Annotated in this window: 25 protein-coding genes; 24 read left to right on the top strand and 1 reads right to left on the bottom strand. The window is 31.1% G+C overall.

Annotated elements, in window-relative coordinates:
• Positions 1 to 8: 8 nt before the first annotated feature.
• The 23 genes from nusA (at position 9) to ACQZHJ_RS12015 (ending at position 24,104) form a co-directional block, all read left to right on the top strand.
• Positions 9 to 1,124: a transcription termination factor NusA gene (gene nusA, locus ACQZHJ_RS12125; RefSeq protein WP_430485816.1), complete on the top strand. Its 1,116-nt coding sequence runs from the start codon at positions 9 to 11 to the stop codon at positions 1,122 to 1,124.
• A 28-nt stretch (positions 1,125 to 1,152) separates the two neighbouring features.
• Complete coding sequence (gene rnpM / locus ACQZHJ_RS12120) at positions 1,153 to 1,416, top strand: RNase P modulator RnpM (RefSeq protein WP_430485815.1); 264 nt, start codon at positions 1,153 to 1,155, stop codon at positions 1,414 to 1,416.
• Positions 1,409 to 1,711, top strand: a complete 303-nt coding sequence (locus ACQZHJ_RS12115; RefSeq protein ID WP_430485814.1) for a ribosomal L7Ae/L30e/S12e/Gadd45 family protein — start codon at positions 1,409 to 1,411, stop codon at positions 1,709 to 1,711. Before rnpM ends, ACQZHJ_RS12115 begins: the two co-directional genes overlap by 8 nt.
• Positions 1,712 to 1,740: 29 nt before the next feature.
• Complete coding sequence (infB, locus tag ACQZHJ_RS12110; RefSeq protein ID WP_430485813.1) at positions 1,741 to 3,780, top strand: translation initiation factor IF-2; 2,040 nt, start codon at positions 1,741 to 1,743, stop codon at positions 3,778 to 3,780.
• Positions 3,781 to 3,801: 21 nt separating this feature from the next.
• The gene (gene rbfA, locus ACQZHJ_RS12105) at positions 3,802 to 4,152 is read left to right on the top strand and encodes a 30S ribosome-binding factor RbfA (protein WP_430485812.1); all 351 of its coding nucleotides are present in this window, start codon (positions 3,802 to 3,804) and stop codon (positions 4,150 to 4,152) included.
• Between the two features lie 2 nt (positions 4,153 to 4,154).
• Entirely contained in the window at positions 4,155 to 5,108 is a 954-nt protein-coding gene (locus ACQZHJ_RS12100) for a DHH family phosphoesterase (RefSeq protein WP_430485811.1), read from the top strand.
• 3 nt (positions 5,109 to 5,111) lie between these two features.
• Positions 5,112 to 5,996, top strand: a complete 885-nt coding sequence (truB, locus tag ACQZHJ_RS12095) for a tRNA pseudouridine(55) synthase TruB (RefSeq protein WP_430485810.1) — start codon at positions 5,112 to 5,114, stop codon at positions 5,994 to 5,996.
• A 3-nt stretch (positions 5,997 to 5,999) separates the two neighbouring features.
• On the top strand, positions 6,000 to 6,929 hold the full coding sequence (locus ACQZHJ_RS12090) for a bifunctional riboflavin kinase/FAD synthetase (RefSeq protein ID WP_430485809.1): 930 nt from the start codon (positions 6,000 to 6,002) through the stop codon (positions 6,927 to 6,929).
• Positions 6,930 to 7,046: 117 nt separating this feature from the next.
• The gene (gene rpsO / locus ACQZHJ_RS12085) at positions 7,047 to 7,310 is read left to right on the top strand and encodes a 30S ribosomal protein S15 (RefSeq protein WP_322502685.1); all 264 of its coding nucleotides are present in this window, start codon (positions 7,047 to 7,049) and stop codon (positions 7,308 to 7,310) included.
• Between the two features lie 90 nt (positions 7,311 to 7,400).
• Positions 7,401 to 9,509: a polyribonucleotide nucleotidyltransferase gene (locus ACQZHJ_RS12080; RefSeq protein ID WP_430485808.1), complete on the top strand. Its 2,109-nt coding sequence runs from the start codon at positions 7,401 to 7,403 to the stop codon at positions 9,507 to 9,509.
• A gap of 134 nt (positions 9,510 to 9,643) precedes the next feature.
• Positions 9,644 to 9,919: a YlmC/YmxH family sporulation protein gene (locus ACQZHJ_RS12075; protein ID WP_430485807.1), complete on the top strand. Its 276-nt coding sequence runs from the start codon at positions 9,644 to 9,646 to the stop codon at positions 9,917 to 9,919.
• A gap of 13 nt (positions 9,920 to 9,932) precedes the next feature.
• A complete protein-coding gene (gene dapG, locus ACQZHJ_RS12070) occupies positions 9,933 to 11,129 on the top strand; it encodes an aspartate kinase (protein WP_430485806.1) in 1,197 nt (398 codons plus the stop codon).
• A gap of 54 nt (positions 11,130 to 11,183) precedes the next feature.
• Complete coding sequence (locus tag ACQZHJ_RS12065; protein WP_430485805.1) at positions 11,184 to 11,894, top strand: ClpP family protease; 711 nt, start codon at positions 11,184 to 11,186, stop codon at positions 11,892 to 11,894.
• A gap of 130 nt (positions 11,895 to 12,024) precedes the next feature.
• The gene (locus ACQZHJ_RS12060) at positions 12,025 to 14,415 is read left to right on the top strand and encodes a DNA translocase FtsK (RefSeq protein ID WP_430485804.1); all 2,391 of its coding nucleotides are present in this window, start codon (positions 12,025 to 12,027) and stop codon (positions 14,413 to 14,415) included.
• A 68-nt stretch (positions 14,416 to 14,483) separates the two neighbouring features.
• A complete protein-coding gene (rimO, locus tag ACQZHJ_RS12055) occupies positions 14,484 to 15,818 on the top strand; it encodes a 30S ribosomal protein S12 methylthiotransferase RimO (protein ID WP_430485803.1) in 1,335 nt (444 codons plus the stop codon).
• Positions 15,802 to 16,392 (top strand): CDP-diacylglycerol--glycerol-3-phosphate 3-phosphatidyltransferase, encoded by a 591-nt coding sequence (gene pgsA, locus ACQZHJ_RS12050; RefSeq protein WP_430485802.1) that lies wholly within the window; start codon positions 15,802 to 15,804, stop codon positions 16,390 to 16,392. The genes rimO and pgsA overlap by 17 nt, the downstream gene beginning before the upstream one ends.
• Positions 16,393 to 16,528: 136 nt before the next feature.
• Positions 16,529 to 17,575 (top strand): recombinase RecA, encoded by a 1,047-nt coding sequence (gene recA, locus ACQZHJ_RS12045; protein WP_430485801.1) that lies wholly within the window; start codon positions 16,529 to 16,531, stop codon positions 17,573 to 17,575.
• A 360-nt stretch (positions 17,576 to 17,935) separates the two neighbouring features.
• A complete protein-coding gene (gene rny, locus ACQZHJ_RS12040; protein WP_430485800.1) occupies positions 17,936 to 19,471 on the top strand; it encodes a ribonuclease Y in 1,536 nt (511 codons plus the stop codon).
• 218 nt (positions 19,472 to 19,689) lie between these two features.
• Positions 19,690 to 19,950 carry a stage V sporulation protein S gene (locus ACQZHJ_RS12035; protein ID WP_003459803.1) on the top strand — a complete coding sequence of 87 codons (261 nt, stop codon included), beginning with the start codon at positions 19,690 to 19,692 and terminating at the stop codon, positions 19,948 to 19,950.
• A 236-nt stretch (positions 19,951 to 20,186) separates the two neighbouring features.
• Positions 20,187 to 21,380, top strand: a complete 1,194-nt coding sequence (locus tag ACQZHJ_RS12030) for a pyridoxal phosphate-dependent aminotransferase (protein ID WP_430485799.1) — start codon at positions 20,187 to 20,189, stop codon at positions 21,378 to 21,380.
• Between the two features lie 94 nt (positions 21,381 to 21,474).
• Positions 21,475 to 21,735, top strand: coding sequence for an HPr family phosphocarrier protein (locus ACQZHJ_RS12025; protein ID WP_300350211.1), 261 nt, complete (start codon positions 21,475 to 21,477; stop codon positions 21,733 to 21,735).
• Between the two features lie 336 nt (positions 21,736 to 22,071).
• On the top strand, positions 22,072 to 23,502 hold the full coding sequence (gene purB, locus ACQZHJ_RS12020; RefSeq protein WP_430485798.1) for an adenylosuccinate lyase: 1,431 nt from the start codon (positions 22,072 to 22,074) through the stop codon (positions 23,500 to 23,502).
• 263 nt (positions 23,503 to 23,765) lie between these two features.
• Positions 23,766 to 24,104, top strand: coding sequence for a single-stranded DNA-binding protein (locus tag ACQZHJ_RS12015; RefSeq protein ID WP_430485797.1), 339 nt, complete (start codon positions 23,766 to 23,768; stop codon positions 24,102 to 24,104).
• Between the two features lie 100 nt (positions 24,105 to 24,204).
• Here ACQZHJ_RS12015 and ACQZHJ_RS12010 read toward each other — a convergent pair whose 3' ends face one another.
• Entirely contained in the window at positions 24,205 to 24,819 is a 615-nt protein-coding gene (locus ACQZHJ_RS12010; RefSeq protein ID WP_430485796.1) for a 3'-5' exonuclease, read from the bottom strand.
• A 218-nt stretch (positions 24,820 to 25,037) separates the two neighbouring features.
• Here ACQZHJ_RS12010 and ACQZHJ_RS12005 point away from each other — a divergent pair, with 218 nt between their 5' ends.
• Positions 25,038 to 26,417 (top strand): PhoH family protein, encoded by a 1,380-nt coding sequence (locus ACQZHJ_RS12005; RefSeq protein ID WP_430485795.1) that lies wholly within the window; start codon positions 25,038 to 25,040, stop codon positions 26,415 to 26,417.
• The last annotated feature ends 6 nt before the right edge of the window (positions 26,418 to 26,423 follow it).

The raw sequence follows: 26,423 nt of genomic DNA, 5'->3' as shown, positions 1-26,423 counted from the left end.
GTTTAAAAATGAATGAAGAATTTCTAGGGGCATTAACTGAAATAGTAAAAGAGAAAGGTATTTCAGTAGAGGCTTTATTAGAAACTATAGATGATGCTATAATAGCAGCATACAAGAAAAACTTTTCAAACTCAGGTACAACTGCACAGAATGTAAAAGTAAAGCGTGATGAAAAATCAGGTGAAATACATGTTTACGCTCAAAAAGTTGTAGTTGACGAAGTTTATGATGATGTAACAGAAATAAGCTTAGAGGATGCTAAAGCATTAAATCCTATATATCAATTAGATGATATAGTTGAAATAGAGGTAACTCCAAAGAACTTTGGAAGAGTTGCAGCTCAATTAGCTAAGCAAATGGTTATTCAAAGAATAAAAGAGTCTGAGAGAAATGTAATATACTCAGAGTTTGCAGAAAAAGAATTCGACATATTACCTGGTACAGTAATAAGAAAAGATAAAGGTAATGTATTTGTTGATTTAGGAAAAATAGAAGGTGTTTTAGGACCAAACGAACAAATGCCTACAGAGAAGTATAACTTCAATGAAAAATTACAATTATATGTAGTAGAAGTTAAGAAAACATCAAAAGGTGCTTCAGTTTTATGTTCAAGAACACATCCAGGATTAGTTAAGAGATTATTCGAACTAGAAGTTCCAGAAATATATGAAGGAATAGTAGAAGTTAAGAGCATAGCTAGAGAAGCTGGTTCAAGAACTAAGATAGCAGTATTCTCAAATGATGAATCTGTAGATGCTATGGGAGCTTGTGTTGGACCTAAAGGTGTTAGAGTTCAAAACATAGTTGATGAACTTAAAAACGAAAAGATTGATATAATTAAGTGGAGCAGTGTTCCAGGAGATTATATATCAAATGCTTTAAGCCCAGCTAAGGTTATAAATGTAGAAGCTGATGAGGAAACTAAATCAGCTAAGGTTATAGTTGAAGATAATCAATTATCATTAGCTATAGGTAAAGAAGGACAAAATGTTAGATTAGCAGCTAAATTAACTGGATGGAAGATTGACATAAAGAGTAAATCAAAAGCGGAAGAATTAGCAGCTGAGGAATTATTAAACGAAGAGCCTGTTGTTGTTGAAGAAGAGGTAATAGTAGAAGAATAAAATTTTTCTACACTTTGGAGGTGACAAGATGAAGCCAAAAAAAATTCCAATGAGAATGTGCAATGGTTGCATGGAAATGAAGCCTAAGAAAGAAATGATTAGAGTTGTTAAAAATGCTGAAGGTGAAGTTTCAGTAGATTTAACTGGTAAAAAGTCAGGTAGAGGGGCTTACATTTGTAAAGATACAGAATGCTTAGAAAAGGCATTTAAAGCAAGAAGATTAAATAAAAATCTTCAAACTAATATAGACAATGAAGTCTACGACAGATTGAGAGATGAGATAAATGAATAAATTTCTTAATTTTTTAGGACTTGCAAAAAGAGCAGGAAAACTTTTGGAAGGTTATAATAAATGTGAGGAAGAAATAAAAAGAAGCAAGATATATCTTTTTATATTTTCAGATAATATTTCAAGCCGTTCAAAAGAGAAGTTTATAAAGTACTGTGAACAGTACAACATACCATACATTGATAGTTTTTCAAAAGAAGAATTAGGATATAGTATTGGTAGATATGAAATTAATATACTAGGAGTAACTGATGAGAATATGGCAAAAAAACTTTTATCATATTCTAATAATAATTAGTTCATCTAAAATTTTTCGGGGGTGAATATATGTCAAAAATAAGAGTTTATGAATTGGCAAAAGAGTTAAGAGTTCCAAGTAAAGTTCTTATAAATGTATTAATGGATGAGTTCGGCGTTGAGGTTAAAAACCACATGAGCGTTATAGAGGACGAAGATGCTGCATTAATAAAAGAACTTTTAGCTGGTAGTGAAGGAAAAAGTGAGTTAGTTGAAGAATATGAAGCTGAGCTTGCTGAAGAAGTAAATAATGCTGCTAAGAAGAAGAAGAAGAGAAAAAAAGGTGATGAAGATGATTCAATGGATCAAACTGTTGAAGTTATCGAAATCGGAAAAACTATAACAGTTAAAGAATTAGCTGAGAAGTTAAATAAACCAGTTAATGATGTTATAAAAACTCTTATCTTCACAGGAGTAATGGCTGCTATAAACCAAGAAATCGACTTTGAAACAGCTGAGAAAGTTGCTGAAAAGTATGAAGTTGCAGCTTATGAAAAAGAGGAAGAAAATACTTTAGAAGAATTCGAAGAAGACTTAGAAGTAGAAGAAGAAAATTTAGCTAAGAGACCACCTATCATAACAGTTATGGGTCACGTTGACCATGGTAAGACTTCATTACTTGATGCTATAAGAAAAGCAAAAGTAACAAGTACTGAGGCTGGTGGAATTACTCAACATATAGGTGCTTACACTGTTGATGTTAATGGAGAAACTTTAACATTCTTAGATACTCCAGGACATGAAGCTTTCACAGCTATGAGAGCTAGAGGAGCACAAATAACAGACGTAGTTATCTTAGTTGTTGCTGCTGATGACGGAATAATGCCGCAAACTGTAGAAGCTATAAACCACTGTAAAGCTGCTGGAGTTCCAATGATAGTAGCTATCAACAAGATGGATAGAGAAGGTGCTAACCCAGATAGAGTTAAACAAGAGTTAACTGAGCATGGATTAGTTGTTGAAGACTGGGGTGGAGATATAATTGCAGTACCAGTTTCAGCTAAAACTCAAGAAAATATAGATACTTTACTAGAAATGGTTCTTATAACTTCAGAAATGCAAGAATTAAAAGCAGATGCTAGTAGAAGAGCTAAAGGTACAGTTGTTGAAGCTAAACTTGATAAAGGTAGAGGAGCAGTTGCTACATTATTAGTTCAAAATGGTACATTAAACATGGGAGATTCAATAGTAGTTGGTTCAACTTATGGAAGATTAAGAGCTATGTTTGATGATGCTGGTAACAAAATAAAATCAGCTGGACCATCAATCCCAGTTGAAATATTAGGTCTTTCAGAAGTACCTGCTGCTGGAGATAGATTCACAGTAGTTAAAGATGAAAAGACTGCTAGAAACATGGCTGAAGCTAGAAAAGAAAAATTAAGACAAGAAAACTTTGCTACTTCACATAGAGTTTCATTAGAAGATTTATATAGCCAAATTAAAGAAGGTTCAGTTAAAGAACTTTCAGTTATCGTTAAGGCTGACGTTCAAGGTTCAGTTGAGGCTATAAAAGCATCATTAGAAAAATTATCAACTGATGATGTAAAAGTAAGAGTTATCCATGGTGCTGTTGGAGCTATAAGTGAAACAGATATCACTCTAGCTGCTGCATCTAATGCTATAGTTATTGGATTTAACGTAAGACCAGACAACAATGCAGTAACTGCAGCTGAGAAGGATGGCGTTGAAGTTAAAACTTATAGAATAATCTACGATGCTATAGAGGATATAAAATCAGCTATGATAGGTATGTTAGAGCCAGAGTACAAAGAAGTTGTATTAGGAACTGCAGAAATCAGAGCTACTTACAAAATATCAAACGTTGGAACTATTGCTGGTGGATATGTATTAACTGGTAAATTAGTTAGAAACGCTGATGTAAGAGTAATAAGAGAAGGTATCGTAATATTCGAATCTAAATTAGCATCATTAAAGAGATTTAAAGATGATGTTAAAGAAGTAAATGCAGGATACGAATGTGGATTTAGCGTAGAGAAGTTCAACGATATCAAAGAAGGCGATATCATAGAAGCATATACTATGGAAGCTATCGTAAGAAAAGAACTTTAATTTTATAAAGAGGTGATTCCTATGGCTAACTTCAGAGGAAAAAGAATTAACGAAGAAGTAAGAAAAGAAATAAGTGATATCATAAGAAATCAGATAAAAGACCCTAGACTAACAGCTATGGTAAGTGTAACTCAAGTTGAGGTTACTAAAGATTTAAGATACGCTAAAGTTTTTGTTAGCCTATTCGCTAAAAATGAAGAAGAAAAAGAGGAAAGCTTAAAAGCTCTAAAAAGTTCAGCTGGCTTCATAAGAAGAGAAGTTGGAAATAGAGTTAAGCTAAGAGTTACTCCTGAAATATTATTTGAAGAAGATAATTCTATAAATAATGCAATGTACATAGAATCATTGCTAAACCAAATCAAGGAGAAATAAAAATGAGATTTCATGATGTAATATCAATTATAGATAAAAGCAAAAAAATTGGTATAACATATCATGTATCTCCAGATGGTGATGCCTTAGGTAGTGTATTAGGACTACTTCAAGGCATCAGAAATTATGGTAAAGAAGCTTATGTTATCTCAAAAGACCTAGTCTCAGATAACCTAGGCTTCCTACCATATTCAGAGGAAATAACTGGAGAAGTTGTTAAGCCATCAGAAGATACTGACTGTGTTATAGTTTTAGATTGTGGAAATGTAGAGAGAATTTCCGCAGACTTAAGTGAATTTAAAGGAGATATAATGAATATAGACCATCATTTATCAAATGATAAGTATGGTGTTGTTAATTATGTTGATACAGAAGCAGCTGCTACAGCTGAGATAATATATATGTTATTAAAAGAAATGAATGTTGAAATGACTTCAGATATAGCTAAATGTCTATATACTTCTTTAGTAACAGATACAGGCTCTTTTAGATATTCTAATTCAACTGAAAGAACTCATATAGTTGCAGGAGATTTAGTTACTTATATAAAACATGATGAGGTTCATAGAAATATATTTGATAATAAGCCTTTTGTAAAAATGAAATTAATGGCTTTAGTTTTAGGTGATATGAAGTTAGTTTGTGATAACAAAGTAGTTCTTATGAGAATAACTAAAGAAATGCTAGATTCAATAGGTGAAGAAGTTCAAAATAGTTCTGATGTTGTATCTTTAGGAAACCAGATAAAAGGAGTTGAAGGTTGTATACTTCTTAAAGAGGTTGACGAAGGTGTAAAGGTTAGTTTTAGATCAAAGGATACATTAGATGTTAGAAGTATTGCTGAGAATTTTGGTGGTGGTGGCCATACAAAGGCAGCAGGAGCTTTCATAAAAGGTGTAACTATAGAAGAAGCTGAAAAGCAAATTTTAGAAATATTAAAAAAAGAGATGGTGTAATAGATGAATGGAGTAATTAACATATATAAAAATACGGGAATGACTTCATTTGATGTTGTAGCCAGAGTAAGAAAAGTGGCTAAGATGAAAAAAGTTGGGCATACAGGAACTCTAGATCCAGAGGCATCAGGGGTTCTTCCGGTTTGTCTTGGAAAAGCTACAAAGATTATAGATTATATAATGGAGAATAAAAAAGTTTATAGAGTTAATCTAAAACTTGGAATTGTTACTGATACATATGACTTGGAAGGAAAAGTGTTGGAAACTAAGGATGCTTCACATATAACTAAAGAAGAGATAATGGAATGTATAAACTCTTTTTTAGGGACAATAGATCAAGTTCCTCCAATGTATTCAGCTTTAAAGCAAAATGGAGTAAGATTGTATGAACTAGCTCGCCAGGGGATTGAGGTTCATAGAGAAGCTAGGAAAGTAACTATTCATTATATAGAAAATATTAATATTGAATCAGTTGATAATATTCAAATGGATGTTTGTTGTTCAAAGGGAACTTATATAAGAAGTCTTTGTTATGATATTGGAGAGAAGCTTAATGTAGGTGCAACAATGACTGCATTAGAGAGAATACAAAATGGACCATTTACGAAGGAAGAGGCAATAAATATAGATGATTTAACTGAAGAGTTATTAGAGAAATATCTAATATCTATAGAGGATGCTTTAGATTCTTTTGAAAAGATGGTTGTAAATCAGAAATATGGTAAGCTTTTAAGAAATGGTGTTAAAGTCTTTGATAACAGAATATATAATTCTGAAATTGCTTTTGATACTCTTTATAGAGTTTATGAGGAAAGTGGTTTATTCTTAGGACTTGGTAAAAGGGATAAAGAAGGATTTAAATTAGAGAAATTACTAATAGAGGAGTAGTCAATGATTTTAATTAATAATGATTTTAAGAGGATAGTACAAAAGAACACCTATGTAGCATTAGGAAGTTTTGATGGAATTCATAAGGGTCATTTAGCTTTAATAAATAGAAGTATTGAGTTAGCTAAGGAAAATAATGCATTAAGCATGGTTTATACTTTTAAAAATCATCCAAGAACTCTTATAAATAAGGGGAATGCTCCAAAACTTATAATGACTTTAGATGAAAAAATAAAAACTCTTGAAAATCTAGGTATAGATTTAAGTGCTTTTGTTGAGTTTAATAAAGAATTTATGAAGCTAGAGCCTGAAGAGTTTATAAATAATCTTGTTGAGGATTATAATGTAAAAGGAATAATAGTTGGTTTTAATTATAGATTTGGCCACAAAAACAAGGGAGATGTTGAACTTTTAAAAAAAATAACTGATTTAAAAGGAATAGAGCTTTACATAATAGAGCCATTTACCTACAAAGATGAGGTTGTTAGTTCAACTAGAATAAGAAAATCATTATTAAGTGGAGAGTTAAAGGATGCTACTAAGATGTTAGATAGATATTTTGATTTACAGGGTGAGGTAGTAGGAGGAAAAAGAATTGGAAGAACAATAAATTTTCCAACTGCTAATATGAAGATTGATGATAGGGTTATATTACCTAAAATTGGAGTTTACTATACTAATGTGGAAATAGATGGAGAAATTTATAAAGGAATAACCTCTGTTGGGAATAATCCGACTGTAAATGGTAAGAATATAACAGTAGAAACTCACATATTAAATTTTGATGAAGATATATATGGTAAAATAATAAAGCTTTATTTCATAGAAAAAATTAGAGATGAGAAAAAATTTAATTCTCTAGATGAACTAAAGCAACAATTAATAAAAGATAAAAACTTCGCGGAAAAAAGTGACATAAAAATTTCTTTGTAATAAAGATTTACAAGAAAAGCGAGTTTTGATATAATCATATAGAACCTAACTCTAAGATTAAAGGGTAACCGTCTTTTTTCTTGGAACTAGGGGATAATTTTTCGGAGGTGTAACTCAATGGATAAAATGAGAAAACAAGAAATAATAGCTAAGCACGCAAGACACGAAGGAGACACTGGTTCACCAGAGGTTCAAATCGCGTTATTAACAGAGAGAATAAACTCTTTAACTGATCACTTAAGAACACACAAAAAAGACCACCACTCAAGAAGAGGTCTTTTAATGATGGTTGGACAAAGAAGAGGTTTATTAAACTACTTATATGAGCAAGATATCGAAAGATACAGAGCTATAATCAAAGAATTAGGTTTAAGAAGATAATTTAGTAGAGCGGGTTTTTACCGCTCTATTATTTTAAAAATATTAATATTGTAAAATTTTAGTTTTTATATACCGAGAGGAGGTATTTATATGAATCATACACATGAAGTTATGATAGCGGGAAGACCAATGAAGGTTGAGTTCGGAAAACTAGGAATGCTTTCAGATGCAGCTATTTTAATGAGTTATGGTGATACAGTAATATTAACAAACGTAAATGCATCAGAAAAACCAAGAGATGGGATTGACTTTTTCCCACTAAGTGTTGAATATGAAGAAAGATTATATTCAGTTGGTAAAATACCAGGTGGATTTATAAAGAGAGAAGGAAGACCTTCAGAAAAAGCTATACTAAATGGTAGAGCGATTGACAGACCTTTAAGACCTTTATTCCCAAAAGGATATAGAAATGATGTTCAAGTAGTATGTACTGTTGTTTCTGTAGAAGATGATAATCTTCCAGAAATATTAGCTACAAATGCTGCGTCTATGGCATTATGTTTATCAAGCATACCTTTCACAACTCCAGTAGCTACAGTTCAAGTTGGATTAATTGACGGAGAGTTCATATTAAATCCTACTTCAAAACAAAGAGAAGAAAGTACACTTCAATTAACTGTTTGTTCAACTAAAGAAAGAGTTATGATGATTGAAGCTGGCGGAGATGAAATCCCAGAAGAAACAATGATCAACGCTATCAAATTTGGTTTTGATAAGGGTCAAGATATAATTAAATTCCAAGAAGAAGCTATAAAAATGTTTGGTAAAGAGAAAAAAGTACCAGAGTTACATAAGGTTTCTGAGGAAATATCAGAAGCAGTAAGAGAATTTGCTACTGAAATGATTACTGAAACTATGCACATTACTGACAGAGATGAAAGAAATGCTGCTATGGATGAAGTTAAAAATAAAATAAATGAAGAGTTCGCTGAGAGATTCCCAGATAATATGTCTGACATTGGTGAAGTTGTTTACGACATGCAAAAAGAAGTTGTAAGACACATGCTTTTAAAAGAAGGTAAAAGACCTGATGGAAGAGCATTTGATGAAGTAAGACAAATTGGTTGTGAAGTTGGAATACTTCCAAGAACTCATGGAACTGGTGTATTTACAAGAGGACTTACACAAGTAATGACTGTTGCAACATTAGGATCAGTGAGCGAAATTCAAATATTAGATGGTATTGGTGAAGAGGAATCAAAAAGATACATGCATCACTATAACTTCCCAGCTTACTCAGTAGGAGAAGTTAGACCATTAAGAGGACCAGGAAGAAGAGAAATTGGTCACGGAGCTTTAGCTGAAAGAGCTTTAGAACCACTTATACCTTCAGAAACTGAGTTCCCATATACTATAAGATTAGTATCAGAAGTTTTAAGTTCAAATGGATCAACTTCACAGGCCTCAGTTTGTGGAAGTACATTAGCTCTTTTAGATGCAGGTGTTCCAATAAAGAGACCGGCAGCTGGTATAGCTATGGGATTAATAACTTCAAAAGACTTATCAGAAGAAGAAGTTATAACTGATATACAAGGCTTAGAAGATTTCTTCGGAGATATGGACTTTAAAGTAGCTGGAACAGAAGAAGGAATCACTTCAATTCAGGTTGATACTAAAATAGCAGGACTTTCAGAGAAAGTTATACACGATGCTATATATGGTGCTAGAAAAGCAAGATTAATGATTTTAGATAAAATAAAAGAGTGCATACCAGCTCCTAGAGAAGAAGTTTCTGAGTATGCTCCTAAGACATCAACATTACAAATAGATCCTGAGAAAATCAGAGATGTAATTGGTGCTGGTGGAAAAGTTATAAATAAAATTATAGCTGATACAGGCGTTAAGATAGACATTAAAGAAGATGGATTAGTTTATGTTTCATCACCTGAGTCAGAAGGCGTTAAAGAAGCTATAAAGATAATCGAAGGCTTAACTAAAGAAGTTAAAGCAGGAGAAATTTACTTAGGTAAAGTTACAAAGATTGCTCAGTTTGGTGCTTTTGTTGAAGTATTACCTAACAAAGAGGGATTAGTTCACATTTCTAAGTTAGATAATAAGAGAGTTGAAAAGGTTGAAGATATAGTATCTGTTGGAGATGAGATACTAGTTAAGGTAACAGAAATAGATTCTCAAGGTAGAATAAATCTTTCAAGAAAAGATGCAATAAAAGAAGCTGAAGAAGAGAATAAAGAGCAATAGAAAAAAGGCAATTTTATTGCCTTTTTATTTTTATTCTTATTCATAAAGCCTACCTCTTTCAAGATAATATGAATAAAGAGTCTTTCTTTAACATATTATTTAGTATTTTAATAGAATAGTAGGAGGTATGTTTTATGAGTAATAATGTTAAATATTTAAGTGAAATAGAAAGATATGAAATTATAAATATAAATGATGGTGAAAAATATAGCGGACTTATAAATAATGATGTTATTATAGATGAAGAGGGCAAACTGAAATATTTAATAGTTAATTTAGGTGGAGGTAAGTTTAATCTTTTTAATTCAGAAGAATACTTAGAAATTGAGTGGGAGAATGTAAAAAGAATAGGAGCTAAAACCATAATATTAGATGTTGACAGTGAAATGATAAGAAAAACAAAGCTATAGGAGCGTGGGGATTTTGAAAATAGTAGTACAAAAATTTGGGGGTACTTCTGTATCAACTAAAGAAAGAAGAGAAATGGTTGTAGGAAAAGTAAAAGACGCAATAAGTAATGGATTTGCACCAGTAGTTGTTGTATCTGCTATGGGAAGAAAAAAAGACTCTTATGCAACTGATACTTTATTAGGGTTAGTTTCAGAAGAGTTTAAAAAAGAAAATAAATTAGCTACAGACCTACTTATGGGGTGTGGAGAGATAATAAGTACTGTTGTAATGTGTGATGAATTAAAATCAGTAGGAATAGATGCAATACCATTAACAGGTGGGAATGCAGGAATACTTACAGATGATAACTATTCAAGCGCAGATTTTATAGATATAAATCCAAAACTTATTCTTGAGATAATCAAGGAAGGAAAAGTTCCAGTAGTAGCTGGATTCCAAGGAGTAGATAGAAATGGATTCTTAACTACTTTAGGAAGAGGGGGAAGTGATACCACTGCCGCTGTTTTAGGAGTTGCTTTAAAGGCAGAAGAAGTGGAAATATACACTGATGTAGATGGTATAATGACTGCTGACCCAAGAATCGTTACAGAGGCTGAGCTTATAAATAAAATAAGCTACAATGAAGTATTCCAATTAGCTGATCAAGGAGCTAAAGTTATACATCCAAGAGCTGTAGAAATAGCTATGAGAGGAAATGTTTCTTTGGTTATTAAGAATACTATGAACTCATGTGAAGGTACAATAATTGATAACTTAGGAGATATAAGTGATTCTAGATTTATAACTGGAATTACACATCAAGCAGACAGAATACAAGTTTCAATAAAATCTGCTGAAAATCAAGGAAATGATAATTATAAAACTGTATTAGAGATATTAGCTAATAACAAAATTAGTTTAGATTTAATTAATATATTCCCTAAGGAAAAAGTGTTTACTATAGATGCTGAAGTTAAGGATTTATTCCAAAATATCATGAAAGAGTGCAACTTAAATTACACTATAGTTGAGGAGTTAAGTACTATTGCTATAGTTGGTTCAAGAATGAGAGGGATACCTGGAGTAATGGCTAAGATTGTTGGTGCTTTAGACACAGAAAATATAGAAGTGTTACAAACTGCAGACTCTCATATGACTATATGGTGTCTTGTTGAAACTAAGAATGTCAATGACGCTATAAAGGCACTTCATAGAGCATTTATGAAATAATGTATATAAATTTTCTTCTTGTGCAAAATAACATTAGCATAAGGAGGGATACACATGGAACATAATAAAGAAAATGAAAATAAAGATGAAAAAAATAAGAATAAGAGTATAGAAGAAATAAAAGAGGTTGGAGCAGTTTTGCCTGAAGAAAAGAAAAAGGACAATGGAATACAAGTTCTCACAATAATAGGGCAAATAGAAGGACACAGTGTTCAACCACCACAAACCAAAACTACAAAGTATGAGCATATGATTCCTCAACTCATAGATTTAGAGCAAAATGATAAGATAAAAGGTATATTATTTGTTTTAAATACTGTAGGTGGAGACGTAGAAGCTGGGCTTGCGATTGCTGAGATGATTAGAAGTCTTAAAAAGCCTACTGTATCATTGGTTATTGGTGGAGGGCATTCAATAGGTGTTCCATTAGCAACAGCTTCACAATACTCCTTTATATCGCCATCAGCAACTATGATTATACACCCTATAAGAATGAATGGACTTGTAATAGGAGTTCCTCAAACATTTAAATACTTCAATAAAATGCAAGAAAGAATAAATGATTTTATTATAAGAACATCAGGAATAAAGTTAGAAGTTTTAAAAGAAATGATGATGCAAACAGATGAGCTTTTAAATGATATGGGAACAATATTAGTTGGAGAAGAAGCTGTAGAGTGTGGATTAATAAACGAAGTTGGTGGAGTTAAAGAGTCACTAGATAAGTTAAATAGCTTAATAAAGGATAATGAAATAGAACCATAGAATCTCTATGGTTCTATTTATGTAATTTAAAAATATTTTGACAATTCATACTCTTTTATGTATATAATATTTTTTGGTATAAGTATTTTACCACTTAAAATATAAAATAGGTGAGGTGATTTATTTAAATATGGCTGGGGGAAAGAAAAAGACCACAACTAAGAGTCAAAAAAAGAAAAATCAAAGCCAAGTAAAAGTTAATGAAGAAATATATGCATTGGTAGCTATATGTGTATCTTTAATAGTTATGTTTAGTTTATATACAGATAAGGCTGGATATTTAAGTGTTATATCAAGAACTTTATTAATAGGATTTTTCGGGGTTGGAGCTTTTGTTATTCCGATTTACATAATATTTTTATGTACAAAACTTTTCTTATTTAAAAAGGAAGTTTTATTTTCAAGGGTTGGACTAGGTATAACAATAGCTTTGATAACAACTGTGTTACTTATTCAAACGGTAAATATAAATGATTACTATGTGCAAGGTAGTATATGGGGGTCAATGAAGCAAATATGGAATTCATCAAGTGAATGGCATGGAGGAATAGTAGGATTTTTAATAGTATTACCTTTATTCAAATTAGTAGGTAAGATAGGACTTTTTCTTATTTTCATAACTTTATATTTAATATCTTCAATGCTTATATTTGATTATAACTTAGTTTCAATAAAAAATTTCCTTGGTGGATTTAAGGAAAGAGTTTCAGATGTTAAGTTTATGGATAAGAAAAACAAAGAAGATGATTATATAAATATCAATAATAGTAAGGAGAAGGCTCCTTCTAAAAATAAAGATATCAAGGGAAATGAAAATAAAAGTGATGTCAAAGATGATGATAATAAAATAAAAATATTAGATTTTATGAAGAATTCATCTTTAAATGATGTAAAAGAAGAAACAAATAATCCAAAGGTTAATGATGAGATAAAAGTTAATCAATTTAAGCAAGAAAGTAAAATGCCTAGAGATTTAAGTTTAGACAATACTAGGATAGAACAAAACGGTTTTAATTTAGAAGAAGAAGCTAAAGCAGGAATAAATGATGAAATAGCTAGCAACATGTCTGGAAAAGCTTCTGTTGGGGCCAGTTATGTAGCTCCAAAGGCTGATTTATTAAATTTTAATGATGATAATGAACTAGATAAAGATGATAAGAAGGCTTTATTGGCTAATGCAGCTAAGCTGGAAGAGACTCTTATGAGTTTTGGAGTAGAGGCAAAAATACTTCAAGTTACTAAAGGGCCATCTGTTACTAGATTTGAACTTCAGCCTAAGGCTGGAATAAAGGTTAGTAAAATAGTTAACTTGTCGGATGATATAGCTTTAGGATTAGCGGCTAAGGGGGTAAGGATAGAAGCTCCTATACCAGGAAAGGCAGCTATAGGTATAGAGGTTCCTAATAAGGAGCAAACACCAGTATTCTTTAGAGAAATAGTTGAGTCAAAAGAATTTATAGATAATAAATTTAAAGTAGCCTGTGCATTAGGAAAAGATATCACAGGTAAGTCAGTAGTTACAGATTTAAGTAAGATGCCACACGTTCTTATTGCAGGGGCAACTGGTTCTGGTAAGAGTGTATGCATAAATACTTTAATTGTAAGTATTTTATATAAATATTCACCTGATGAGGTTAAGCTTTTAATGGTAGACCCAAAGGTTGTTGAATTAAATGTTTATAATGGAATACCACACTTATTAATACCAGTAGTTACAGAGCCTAAAAAGGCAGCAGCGGCATTAAACTGGGCAGTTAATGAAATGACTAGAAGATATAAGCTTTTTGCTGATAATGGAGTAAGAAATATTGAATCATATAATGCATTGTTTACTAAAGGAGAGGTTCCAGAGAAACTTCCATATGTAGTAATAATAGTAGATGAGCTTGCTGACCTTATGATGGCATGTCCGCATGATGTTGAGGATTATATATGTAGGTTAGCTCAGATGGCTAGAGCAGCTGGTATGCACCTAGTAATAGCAACACAAAGACCTTCTGTAGATGTAATCACAGGAGTAATTAAAGCTAATATACCTTCAAGAATATCATTTGCAGTTTCAAGCCAAATTGACTCAAGAACAATATTAGACTCAGCTGGAGCAGAAAAGCTTCTAGGAAGAGGAGACATGTTATTCTACCCTGTTGGTGAATCTAAACCTCAAAGGGTTCAAGGTGCATTTATATCAGAAGAAGAAGTAGAGCATGTTGTATCATTTATAAAAGAGTCTCAAAATGATGCTAAGTACGAAGAAGATATATTAGAACATATAAATTCAGCATCAGTTTCATCAGAGGGTAGTGAAGGTGATAGAGATGAGCTTTTAGATGAAGCTATAGGTATAGTTGTTGAAAGTGGGCAAGCTTCTGCATCATATTTACAGAGAAGATTAAGAATAGGATTTAATAGAGCGGCAAGAATAATAGAAGAATTAGAAGAATGTGGAGTTATTTCTAGAAGAGAGGGAAGTAAGCCAAGACAAATTCTAATAAGTAAAGATGAATTAGAAAATATGAAATAAAAACTTGTTTAATTTTAAAAAGAGATTTAAAATAAGAAATATATATTTAAACGTAGGAGGAAGTAGATTTGGCAAAATATAAAGTAGGAATGGTGAGTTTAGGTTGTGATAAGAATAGAGTAGACTCAGAGATCATGCTTGGTATGGTTCAAAATGAGTATGAACTTACAAACAATCCAAAGGAAGCTGACATAATAATAGTAAACACTTGTGGATTTATTGAAAAAGCTAAACAAGAATCAATAAATACAATATTAGATATGGCAAAATACAAAACAAGTCACAACTGTAAGCTACTTATAGCTACAGGATGCTTAACTCAGAGATATGGCGATGAATTACTAGAGTTAATGCCTGAGATAGATATAATGCTAGGTGTTAATGATTACGCTAAAATAAATGAAGCTATAATGAATTTCATAAACGGTAAGAAGAAAGTAACCGTAACTAACTATAGTGATACTTCAATAAATGAAGGCTTAAGGTTGATAACAACAGATAAGAAGACTGCGTATTTAAGAATTGCAGAAGGTTGTGATAATTTCTGCACTTACTGTATAATTCCGAAAATTAGAGGGAAATTCAGAAGTAGAGCTTTAGAAGGAATAGTTAAAGAGGCTAAGAGATTAGCGGAGAGTGGAGTTAAGGAGTTAATATTAATAGCTCAAGATACAACTAACTATGGTATAGATATATACGGAGAAAAAAGACTTCACATAGTTTTAAGAGAGTTAGCTAAGATAGAAGGCATCAAGTGGATAAGAATACTTTATTGTTATCCAGAAGCTATATATGATGAATTAGTTCAAGAGATAGCTTCAAATGACAAGGTATGCAACTATCTTGATTTACCAATACAACATATAAGCAATAATGTTTTAAAAAGAATGGGTAGAAAAACAACTAAAGAAGAAATAATAGGTAAGATTAATAACTTAAGAGAAAATATACCTAATATAGTTTTAAGAACTTCTTTAATAGTTGGTTTCCCAGGAGAGTCAGAAGAAGATTTCAATGAATTAAAAGACTTCATAAAGACAATAAAATTAGATAAGGTTGGAGTTTTCACTTATTCAAGAGAAGAAGGAACACCTGCGGCTATAATGGAAGATCAAATAGATGAAGAAGTTAAAAAAGCAAGAGAAGAAGAAATAATGTTACTTCAAAAGGATGTTTCAGAAGAAGTTAATAAGAGCAAAGTTGGAAGAGAGTACGAAGTTCTTATAGAAAGATTCAATGGAGAATATTATGTAGGAAGAAGTTATGAAATGGCTCCTGATATAGATGGTAATGTTTTTGTAAAGGGTAATGGAGCTAAAAAAGATGAATTCTGCAAAGTTAAGATTGAAAAAGCTTTAGAATATGATTTAGTGGGAGTTGTATGCAATGAATTTGGCAAATAAATTAACTTTAATTAGAATAATTTTAGTGCCTGTATTTCTAATATTTATTGCTTTTCAAAATTTACCATATGGTAGTATAATTGCTACACTGATATTTATAATAGCATCTATTACTGATCAGTTAGATGGATATATTGCAAGATCAAGAAATGAAGTAACTAATTTTGGTAAATTTATGGATCCATTAGCAGATAAATTATTAGTGACGTCAGCTTTAATATCTTTAGTTGAATTACAATTAATACCTTCATGGGCAGCAGTTGTAATAATAGCTAGAGAGTTTGCTGTATCAGGATTAAGAACTATAGCAGCATCAGAAGGAAAAGTAATTGCTGCTAGTTGGTGGGGAAAAATTAAAACTGTAATTCAAATAATAACTATAATCTTATTATTATTACAAGTTAATATAATTAATTCACCTGGAATAAAAGAATTAGTAGTAGAAAGCAGTTTCTTAACTAATTTCTTCACATATGTTCCTGACATATTTTTGTATTTAGCTGTAATTATAACGATATTATCAGGAATAGATTACTTTGTAAAAAACAAAAATGTAATAAATACTTACAAATAAATGTTTAAAAAGTAAAATAATAGTCAAATATTAAAACATGAAGTTTGATTTTGAGCTTCATGTTAATATTGACTTTTTTTTTCTATATATTATAATAATAGTAGAACTTATGTTCGGTTATTTAAGGAGGTTACTTATGGCAAATATAGATAAAGATAAATTAAAAGCTATTGAGATGGCTATGGGTCAAATAGAGAAGCAATTTGGTAAAGGATCAGTAATGAAGCTTGGAGAGCAAAGCGCTCCTCAAATGGATGCTGTTTCAACTGGATGTTTAGATTTAGATATAGCTTTAGGAATTGGTGGGGTACCAAGAGGAAGAATAGTTGAAATATATGGACCAGAGAGTTCAGGTAAAACAACAGTAGCTTTACATATAGTTGCTGAGGCTCAAAAATTAGGGGGAAGCGCTGCATATATAGATGCTGAGCATGCTTTAGACCCAGTATATGCAAGAAGATTAGGTGTTAATATAGATGACTTAGTAGTTTCACAACCAGATACAGGAGAACAAGCTTTAGAAATAACAGAAGCTTTAGTTAGATCAGGTGCTATAGATGTATTAGTTGTTGACTCAGTTGCTGCTTTAGTTCCAAGAGCTGAGATTGAAGGAGAAATGGGAGATTCACATGTAGGTCTTCAAGCTAGATTAATGTCTCAAGCTTTAAGAAAGTTAACTGGTACAATAAATAAGTCTAACTGTGTTGTAGTATTCATCAACCAGTTAAGAGAAAAAGTAGGTATAATGTTCGGAAATCCAGAAACAACACCAGGTGGTAGAGCTCTTAAGTTCTATGCTTCAGTGAGAATGGATATAAGAAGAATAGATTCAATTAAACAAGGTGATGGAATAACTGGTAACAGAACAAGAGTTAAAATTGTTAAGAATAAAGTTGCTCCTCCATTTAAGCAAGCTGAATTTGATATCATGTATAATGAAGGAATATCAAAAGAAGGTAATATAGTTGACGTTGGAGTAAAAGAGAACATCGTTCAAAAGAGTGGAGCTTGGTTCTCATACGGAGATATAAGATTAGGCCAAGGTAGAGAAAATGCTAAGCAATACCTAAAAGAAAATCCAGCAGTTGCATTAGATATAGAAAACCAAATAAGAGAAAAGCATAGTCTTCCTCTAGCTAAAGCTGTAGAAGTAGCGGCTGTTACTGAAGAGAGTGCAGAGTAAAAACAAACAAAAAGGCAAGGATATCCTTGTCTTTTTTTTTGTTTCCTAATATTTAAGATTTTATTGGAATAATTGAGTGGTTTTTAATAAAAATGAATATGTTAACATTAAATAAAACTTTATATTTATTTATCATAAACAAATATGCTTAAAAGCCCACAATAACTATGTAAAATCAAGAATATTTCAGCTTTTTAAGCATATAATATACGCAGGGGCTTATCTTGACATAAGAATAAAATTACTATACAATAATAACAAATACTGGTTTATCATATTCAAGAAATTACAGTGCGAATAGTATGACACCTTTCTACGCGACTGTTGTTATATATAGAGAATAAGCGAGGAGGTGTTTATATGGTAGTAGAAATACTTGTGATTATAATAATATTAGGGGTTTTAGGATTTATCCAATATACTCTTATACAAAAAGCTTCAAAAAATAAGGTTGAAGGCTTAGAAAGAGAAGCAAGTGCTACTCTAGAGGAGGCAAAAAGAACAGCTGAATCTACTAAGAAAGAGGCCATATTAGAAGCAAAGGAAGAGGTACACAAACTAAGAGCAGATCTTGATAAAGAAACTCGTGACAGAAGAAATGAGATTCAAAGATTTGAAAGAAGACTTATCCAAAGGGAAGAGTCATTAGATAAAAAAAGTGAAATGCTTGAAAAGAAAGAAGAAAGCATGAGCAGAAAATCTATAGAGATTCAAGGACTTGAAGAGCGTGTGCAAAGTTTATACAGTGAACAGAGAGCTGAACTTGAGAGAATATCAAATCTTTCAAGTGAAGATGCAAGAACATTGTTATTAGATGAAGTAAGAAAAGAAATAAAACATGAATCAGCTATGCTGATCAAAGAACTTGAGACTAAGGCCAAAGAAGAAGCTGATAAGAAATCAAGGGAAATAATAACTACTGCTATTCAAAGATGTGCAGCAGACCATGTTTCTGAAACTACAGTGCATGTTGTTGCTTTACCTAACGATGAGATGAAAGGAAGAATCATCGGTAGAGAAGGTAGAAACATTAGAACATTAGAAACATTAACAGGAGTTGATTTAATAATTGATGATACTCCAGAAGCTGTTATTCTTTCAAGCTTCGATCCAATAAGAAGAGAAGTTGCAAGAATAGCTTTAGAAAAATTAATTGTAGATGGAAGAATTCATCCAGCTAGAATTGAAGAAATGGTAGAAAGAGCTATGAAAGATGTAGAAAATGACATTAAGGAAGAGGGAGAACAAGCAACCTTCGAAACTGGTGTTCATGGATTACATCCAGAAATAATTAAGCTTCTAGGAAGACTAAAGTACAGAACAAGTTATGGTCAAAATGTTTTAAAACATTCCATAGAGGTTTCATACTTAGCGGGATTAATGGCATCTGAATTAGGATTAGACGTTAACCTTGCGAGAAGAGCAGGTCTTTTACATGATATAGGTAAAGGCGTTGACCAAGAGTATGAGGGTCCTCATGCTGTTATTGGTGGAGAGCTTGCAAAGAAATATCATGAGTCACCAGCAGTTGTAAATGCAATAGGTGCGCATCATGGAGATGAAGAAATGCAAACTCTTGAAGCTATACTTGTTCAAGCAGCAGATGCTATATCAGCAGCTAGACCTGGAGCAAGAAGAGAAACTTTAGAAGCTTACATTAAGAGATTAGAGAAATTAGAAGAAATAGCTACTTCATATGAAGGTGTAGAAAAGTCATATGCCATTCAAGCTGGAAGAGAAATCAGAATTATGGTTAAACCAGATCAAGTTGATGATGCAGGTGCAATTGAAATGGCGAGAAATATTGTTAAGAATATAGAGGAACAATTAGAGTATCCAGGTCAAATCAAGATAAATGTTATTAGAGAAACACGTGCAGTTGACTATGCTAAATAAATGAATATATAAAATACATTTTGTTTACAAAATGTATTTTTTTAATTAACTCTACTGAATTAACTCAGTAGAGTTTTCTTATTGTAAAATGTTTTAAAAAATTTTTTATAATAAGAAGGATTTTAAATGTTTATAGAGAATATTATTAGATAAAGGAAAACGTTAACTGTCTAAATGTAAACGTATCCTAAAAGGAAAGGGACTAGGAGGGTTATATAATGGAAGTATTAAAAGTATCAACAAAATCAAATCCGAATTCAGTAGCAGGAGCACTAGCAGCTATAATAAAAGAGAGAAATACTGTAGAAATCCAAGCCGTAGGAGCTGGTGCAATAAACCAAGCTGTTAAAGCTATTGCCATAGCAAGAGGTTTTGTAGCACCAAGTGGAAAAGATATAGTTTGTATTCCAGCATTCACAGATATAGAGATAGATGGTGAAGAGAGAACAGCTATAAAACTTATAATACAGCCAAGATAAAAATTTAGAGGAGATCTAAATTGGATAAATATATGGGTTGTATCAAAGTGTAATTTTATTTTGCTTATATAATACCTTAATAAAAGATTTATTAAGGTATTTGCGAGTTTAATATTTAATTACTTTTGATACGACCTATTTTTATTGGTTTACTTTGAATTCTAAAAGTGATATATTGGAAGCGTAATTAATTATGATAGTATTTAATTAAAAATAAGCAGTAAAGAGGGGATTAGATGATATTATCTAAAAAAGCACAAGGTATTGGGGCATCTTTAACTTTAGCTTTAACAGCTAAGGCAGGAGAGCTAAGAAAACAAGGAATAGATGTAGTTAGTTTTGGAGTTGGTGAACCAGATTTTAATACTCCACAAAATATCATAGATGCTGCTAACAAAGCAATGATTGAAGGAAAAACAAAATATACAGCTACATCTGGTATAGCTGAGTTAAAAGAGGCTATAGCTAAAAAATTATATGATGATAATGGTTTAAAATATGAAAGTAAAAATATAATTGTATCAACTGGTGCAAAGCAATCTTTAGCAAATGTATTTATGGCTATATTAAATCCAGGAGATGAGGTTATAATACCTGTACCATATTGGGTGAGTTACCCTGAACTAGTGAAATTAAATGATGGAGTTCCAGTGTTTATAGAAACAAAGAAGGAGAATGACTTTAAAGTAACTTATGATGAGTTAAAGTCAGTTGCAAGCGAAAAAACAAAGGCATTAGTACTGAATACACCTAATAATCCTACAGGAACAGTTTATTCAAAGGAAGATTTAGAGGAAATAGCTAAATTTGCAAAAGAACATGATATTATATTGATTTCTGATGAGATATATGAAAAACTTATATATGGGGATGAAGAGCATATAAGCATTGCTTCATTAAGTGAGGATGCATTTAGAAGAACTGTAGTTATAAATGGATTTTCAAAGGCATATGCTATGACTGGTTGGAGAGTAGGATATGCAGCTTGTTATAATGAAGAGTTAATTAAAGTAATGAATAATATACAAAGTCATATGACTTCAAATACAAATAGTATAGCTCAGTTTGCAGCTTTAGAGGCTTTAACTGGTGAACAAGAAACTCTTAAAGATATGGTAAAAGAATTTTGTTCAAGAAGAGAACTTATGATAAATATTATCAGTAAAATAGAGGGACTAAGTTTTATAAGTCCGAAGGGTGCTTTTTATGTAATGGTAGATATATCTAGAGTGTTAGAAAAAGGTAATATGGAAGGTTCAATGGAATTTGCCGATTTATTACTAAAAGAAGAAGGTGTTGTCGTAATACCAGGAATAGCTTTTGGGGAAGATAGATTCATAAGATTATCTTATGCTACTTCTAATGCGGAAATTGTCAAAGGCTTAGGAAAAATTGGGGATTTTGTTAATAAAATAATGAATAGAAATTAATCTTTTCTTAAGTTGTTGAAATTTTCTAAAAAAATGAGTATAATTAAGAAGTTAGTATTATTAAATAACAAATATAAGTAAAGAGGTGTTTATAATGGTAACTAAAGAGGTTTTAGTTAAAAATTCAACAGGCTTACATGCTAGACCAGCAACTTTACTAGTTAAAAAAGCTTCAGCTTTCAAATCAGACATAAGCTTAGAGTTCAACGGTAAAAAAGCTAATGTTAAAAGCTTAATCGGAGTTTTATCATTAGGTGTTTCTAAAGACGCTAATGTTAAGGTTATCGCTAGCGGTGACGATGAAGCTTTAGCAGCTGAAGAAATAGCTAAGTTAATCGAAAATTTAGAAGAGTAATCTTCGTAAAAGGATTCCTTGTGGAATCCTTTTATTTTTTTAAAAATTATTTAGTTTAAATAAGGCGTATATTTTAATGGATTTATTAAAATACTTATATTAGTTTTAGCCAATAAATATAAGGTTAATATTAATTGGTCTTAGGATATAAAAGGTGATATTATTAATGAATTAATTAAAAATACGTACAATGAAATGAAAAATATATTCAGTTTACGCTTTAAAATGGCTAATATACGAATGATAACTAAAAAAAATATAAATTTATTTATAAATTAGGAATCTTATGGTATAATATAGCTATAATTTAGTATTGCTGCTTTAGGAGGGTACAAAGTGAAAAATTTATATAGCACACCGTTAAATTCAAGATATGCATCAAAGGAAATGTCATATATTTTCTCAGATGATATGAAATTCTCAACATGGAGAAAGTTATGGTTAGCTCTTGCAGAAGGTGAAAAAGAATTAGGATTACATATCACTGATGAGCAAATAGAAGAGCTTAGAAGCCATATTTCAGATATAAATTACGAAGAAGCAATAAAGAAGGAAAAAGAAGTAAGACACGATGTTATGAGTCACGTTTATGCATATGGTCTTCAATGTCCTTCAGCAAAAGGAATCATACACTTAGGAGCAACTAGCTGCTATGTTGGAGATAACACTGATGTAATAATAATGAGAGATGCATTGTTATTAGTTAAAAAGAAAATTGTTGCAGTTTTAAATAACTTAAAGAAATTTGCATTAGAATATAAGGATATGCCTACTTTAGGATTTACTCATTTCCAACCAGCTCAGCTTACTACTGTTGGTAAGAGAGCGACTTTATGGATGCAAGATTTAGTAATGGATATAGAGAATATAGATTTCTTATTATCAACTCTAAAATTAAGAGGAGTAAAAGGAACTACAGGAACTCAAGCAAGTTTCATGAACCTTTTTGAAGGTGATGAAAGTAAAGTTAAAGCTTTAGATAAAATCGTTGCTGAAAAAATGGGATTTGAAAAGAGCTTTGGAGTTACTGGTCAAACGTATCCAAGAAAATTAGATTCAATAATCTTAAACACTTTATCTGAAGTAGCACAAAGTGCTTATAAATTCTCAAATGATTTAAGATTACTTCAAAGCATGAAAGAAGTAGAGGAGCCATTTGAAAAGAATCAAATAGGTTCATCAGCAATGGCATATAAGAGAAATCCTATGAGAAGTGAAAGAATGGGTGCCTTAGCTAGATATGTTATAGTTGATGCATTAAACCCAGCTATCACAGCTTCAACTCAATGGTTTGAAAGAACACTAGATGATTCAGCTAACAAGAGAATATCTGTAGCAGAAGGATTCTTAGCATTAGACGGAGTATTAAATCTTTATATAAACATAGCAGAGAGCATGGTTGTTTATGATAAAGTAATAGCTGCTCATGTAAATAATGAGTTGCCATTTATGGCTACTGAGAACATAATGATGGAATCAGTTAAAAAAGGTGGAGATAGACAAGAACTTCATGAAAAGATAAGAGTTCTTTCAATGGAAGCTGCTCAAAGAGTTAAAGGTGAAGGACTTAACAATGACTTAATTGAGAGAATTATAAAAGATGGTTCATTCAATCTTTCAGAGGAAGAAATACTTTCAATAATAGATCCAGTTAAATTTGTTGGAAGAGCTCCAAGTCAAGTTGTAGAGTTCATAGACGAATATGTAGATCCTATAATAGAAGCAAACAAAGAGGCATCTACTTTAAGTAGTACAATAAGCGTTTAATATAAATAAAAAAGCTATTAGATATTAATCTAATAGCTTTTTTGTTTAGTTTCTATTTTGACTAAACTGTAATTTAAATATATTTTATCCGTTTTTATAAAGAGAGTATTAATTATTTAAATTAGTAAATAATTAAATAAACATACTCTTTACTTTCATGATACAAAAATAAATTTGTTAAAAAATATTTACAGAACATATGTTTGAGATTCTAATATTTGGTCAATACTTTAGGTAGTTTAAAAGAAGGAGCGTGAAGCTAAATGAATAAAGTTGATCTTATAGGAAGAGTTGCAACTCAAATAGAAGTTAAAGAATCAAAAAATAAGAAAAGATATGTTAGATTTAGAATTGCTGTTAATAGTTTTAATGGCAAAGAGGAAACTACAACTTTTCTTAGTGTAATAACTTGGAGTAAATCTACAGTTGATTTCTTAAATAACTATGTCCAAAGAGGAGATTTAATATCTGTATCTGGTGAAGTAACTGAGAGTAGATATGAAAGTGAAAGTGGAGAGGTAAGATATTACACTAATATAAACACATCTAACATAAATCTTTTGAGTAAAGCTAAAGAAAAAGAAGAAAAAGAAATATCTTAATATAAAAGAGTAATTTAAGTTTTTAGATATGCAAAGGATAAATAAGAAAATTTAATATGTTTTTATATAACAAAAAAAGATATATGTAAATATATCTTTTTTATTTGTTTTCTAATAAAGCTGTAAAATAGTTTCTAGGAATTATTCCTTTTTTAATTCCATTTATAACAGTTAAATAAGTAGCTGCTGTATCAAATCTAGCATCATGATAATTTCCACTACCATGGAAGTATTTATTAGCAGTTTCGCTTATTTCTTGGTCTGTTATTTTTAAGTGCTTAATAACCTCTTCTAATTTAGGATTCTTATAGTCTCCAGTAGGTCTTAATATTTTGCAGATATCTCTATAGTATTTCATTGTGCAGAATACATTTTTAGGTTCAAAGAATTCTCCAAGACCTAACATTTCGTGTTTTAAGAATTTGATATCAAATTGAACATTATGTCCTATTATAAAGTCAGCATCTATAAAATCTTGAATAAAGTCTTCAAAAAGATCTTCAAAATACATTCCTTCACTTAATTCATAAAGTTTCTCTAATGAAAAACCATGAATTCTTTCAGCCTCTGGCTCCATTTCATCTACTGTGAAGAAGATGTTCTTTCCTATAGTTGTTTGAGGTTTAGTTGAAGTATCAACAAGTATATAGCTAAGTTGACATATACTTCCTGGTTTAACTCCTGTAGTCTCTGTATCAAAAAATAGTAGTTTCATTATATAAAACCTCCAATACGATTTATACATATATATAATAATATAAATTAAAAAACCTATCAATTGTATAAAATTAATAATTTATAACTTATATAAATTTTGTTTAGCTAAATATCAATATTTAAGAATTATATTGAGTATTCTTAAATATTAATATATAAACAAATGAAAATCAAGTTTGCTTAGTATAGCTGTATTATTCTAAAGGAGTGATTATTTTGAAGAAAACTTATATATTAGATACCAATGTATTATTGTATTCACCAGGAGCTATATACTCCTTTGATGATAACAACGTTATTATTCCAGAGGTTGTTCTGGAGGAATTAGACAATATAAAGAAAATGAATAATGATTTAGGCGCTAATGCAAGAAATGTAGCTAGAGAACTTGATAAGCTAAGATTAAGCGGATCTTTGAGTGAAGGAGTTGAACTACCTAAGGGTGGGAAACTTAGGGTTATAACAAATTTTTATAACACTGAAATACCAGAGTCATGGAATATAAGTAAACCAGATAATAGAATAATACAAATTTGTAAGGCTCTAAAAGAGCGTGGAGAGGATGTTTGTTTAATAACCAAGGATATATTTGAGAGAATAAAGGCAGATACTGTAGGAATCAAATCTGAGGATTTCTATGAAGTGGTTGTACCAGAATTTGAAGAACAGTATTCTGGTAGAGAAGATGTGTATACTACTTCAGAGTGTTTGGGCAATTTCTTTAAAAATAAAGTTATAGAGAAAAAAGATTTAACTGTGTATGATGAGGGAACTAAAACTTATATTGAGCCAGAATTAGTTGTTAATCAGTTCTTAATAATACATTGTAATGATAATGATAAACAGACAGCTTTAGGAAGATATGATGGTAAGTTTATAAGACCACTTATGTATAAAGATAGTAACAATATAATGGGAATATCACCTAGAAACGTAGGACAAAAATTTATGCTTGAATGTTTAAGTATGGATGCTCAAAAGGCACCTTTAGTTATAATAAAAGGGCCAGCAGGTACAGCAAAAACATTATTTTCTTTAGCTGTAGGTCTTCAAAAAATAATAGAAGAGGAAAGTGGGCAGTACAGAAGAATATTAGTTTGTAGACCTAATGTAACAATGGATGAGGAAATTGGATATTTGCCTGGAACCGAGCAGGAAAAGATAGCTCCATTTATGAGACCTATTTATGATAACTTAGAAATTTTAATAGATTCTGATGAAAAGGCTAGGTATTCAAATGAGAGAGAGTTAAATGATAAGATTGAAGAATTATTTGAAAGAAAGATTATAACAACAGAGGCTGTAGCATATCTAAGAGGAAGAAGTATAATAAAGAATTGGATTATAATAGATGAGGCTCAAAACTTAACTCCAAAGCAGGTTAAGGCTATTATAACTAGAGCTGGAGAAGGCTCTAAGATTATACTTGTTGGAGATCCAGAGCAAATAGATCAAGCATTCTTGGATTCAAGAAGTAATGGATTGTGTTATGCTTCTGAAAAAATGAAAGGAAGTCATCTTTGTTATCAAATAACATTGAAGTATGATGAGTGTGAGAGAAGTGACTTAGCTTATGAGGCGGCTAAGAGGTTATAATTTATA

The organism is Clostridium sp. B9 (assembly GCF_050509515.1).
In the GTDB taxonomy this organism is placed as follows: domain Bacteria; phylum Bacillota; class Clostridia; order Clostridiales; family Clostridiaceae; genus Sarcina.
Note: the sequence above shows the minus strand (reverse complement) of the source record. Positions and strands in the feature narration are given on the sequence as shown.